The 1575-nt window shown below is 42.5% G+C and carries 1 protein-coding gene; it reads right to left on the bottom strand.

Features of this window, described 5'->3' with window-relative positions; genetic code table 11:
- Window positions 1–370 precede the first annotated feature (370 nt).
- On the bottom strand, window positions 371–1456 hold the full coding sequence (locus NBH15_RS29090; protein ID WP_244050183.1) for an IS110 family RNA-guided transposase: 1086 nt from the start codon (window positions 1454–1456) through the stop codon (window positions 371–373).
- Window positions 1457–1575: the final 119 nt, after the last annotated feature.

Here is a 1575-nt window from a genome sequence, read left to right as displayed (position 1 = left end):
TGGATAATTCATTATTAATTAACTTTTATAATTTATCTTTGTATCAGGATGTTAAGAGGAAGTAGGCTCTGCTGAGGAGCAACCTACCAGCAATAAGCATCCTGACGGTACGCAGTAATGCTACTTTGGGAGGCAGTTATCTGCCTCTCTTTTGTATTACTGATACTGTCTGATATGGCTAAGAAAACCTAACCAAAATCCTATGGTAAAACAAACTTTCCACAGCAGACACCACTGGAGGGGCTGCAAGTTCCTTTATCAGTCAAACCATTAATGAGAGTTACAAACTATTTTGAGCGGACTTCAAAGCCGCAATGATATGATAGTATTTCTCTCAAAAGAAAGCTGTTTTACCTTATAGGATTTTATATCATTTGACAACACATGGCACATATTCCTTCTGATGTTTAAGTACAAAATATACTCGGTTTACCAACCGTCGGGCAATCTTAATAATCGATTTCTGGGGATTCATCCGTTTACGATATTCGCCGTAAGCCAATGTCATGGCCGGGTCTTTACGGATAGCAATCCACGCAGCTTCAACCAACAGGCATCGAAGCATAAAGTGCCGACGAACCGTAATATCCCCAACTGCATCATTGTCACCACTGGAGTGGCACATGGGGATCAAACCAATAAAGGATGCAAGATGTTCCGCATTGCTAAACCGGGCTATATCGTCAAGCTCCACCATCAAGGTGGCAGCGGTTGTAATGCCTATGCCGGGAACCGATGTGAGCAAGCGTATGGGTTTCTCAAAAGGTTCAGTACGTGATATATCACGGATGGCACGGGTTTCCTGCAATAACATTCTGCGCAAACGGACGAACTGTTCCAGGTGAAGTTCGAGTGTCTTCTTTCCGTATGCCGTAGAAAGCTCAACAGAGTGTAGCCAATTCAGAAATCGCTTCGACCAGCAGCCGATTGAGCAGCGGGTAAACTCTTCCGGAATCTCCACGCCATGAAAACGTAGCAGTGACTTGATGCGGTTTTTGGCACGTGTGCTGTCTTTTACAATTAAGTTTCTCAGTCTTATCAAAGAGCGCATTTCCAGGCTTTCTGTGCCCGGAACATATATTCCTTCTAATGAACCCGAACGTAACTCACGGGCAAGTTTGTTGCAATCCACCGCATCGGTCTTACGCAGCTTCTCCTTGCTCATTGTCGGAACATCGGCAGGATTCACAACTATATTGTTAATTCCTAAACTCGTTAATTTCTCATGTATCCAGAAGCCGCAGAAACCTGCTTCGTAAACCGAGAAATAAGTTGCGCCGGGATAATTACTAGCCAAATACTTGTGTAAGGCTTCCGGTTCCGGGCTCTGGCTAAATCTCCTCAGAGCCGAATGCTCCGACAGTATAGCCACTGACCAACTTTTCAAATGGACATCAATTCCTACATAAATGTTTTGTCCATCAAAATTTAATTCGTTACTTCGTACTGTTTTCATAAGCTATATCGTTATTAGTTAATAATGAATTTGATACAATACAAAGTTAACTAAAATGGTATAGCTTTTGTAGTGCTATCTCGTGCTATCCGTCTTTTCCGATTTTAAACATAGGAACT

This window comes from Parabacteroides caeci, assembly GCF_023656795.1.
GTDB classification, from domain to species: domain Bacteria; phylum Bacteroidota; class Bacteroidia; order Bacteroidales; family Tannerellaceae; genus Parabacteroides; species Parabacteroides segnis.
The sequence above is the reverse complement of the archived record's forward strand: the minus strand, read 5'-3'. Positions and strand labels throughout refer to the sequence as shown.

Bases quoted from the DNA above. Each gene is read 5' to 3' on its own strand.
- NBH15_RS29090 (WP_244050183.1), bottom strand. From the start codon at position 1,456: ATGAAAACAGTACGAAGTAACGAATTAAATTTTGATGGACAAAACATT.